This is a genomic window from Pseudomonas sp. FG43, assembly GCF_057809175.1.
Map to the genome: position 1 here is coordinate 1 of NZ_JBMDJL010000045.1, position 372 is coordinate 372.

The 372-nt window shown below is 62.6% G+C and carries 1 protein-coding gene; it reads left to right on the forward strand.

The window, feature by feature from the left end; translation table 11 throughout:
• On the forward strand, window positions 1-372 hold a 372-nt coding region (locus tag ACODS3_RS26505), incomplete at both ends, for a hypothetical protein (protein ID WP_489037007.1).

Genomic DNA, 372 nt, shown 5'->3' on the forward strand with positions numbered 1-372 from the left:
CCGTGTCGGCCACCGGCCTGGAGATCGACAGCGACAGCCTGGACAACAACGAAGGCCTGATCAGCAGCCGCGCCGGCCTGAAACTGACCGTCGACAGCACCTTGGGTAACGTCAAAGGCACCGTGATTGCCGATGGCGACCTTGAAATAAGCGCCGCCAGCGGCGACAACACCCAAGGCCAGATTTCCGGCAAACAAGCCCTCACCGCCGTGATCGGCAACCTGCAACAGCAGGGCGGGCAACTCTTCGCCCTGGGCACCCTGAACCTGACCGGCGACACCCTGAACAACAGCCTGAAAGGTTTTGTCGGGGCGGGTGAGGCCCTGACCCTCACCGTCGATGACGTCGACAACCAGGGCGGCGAAATTTCCA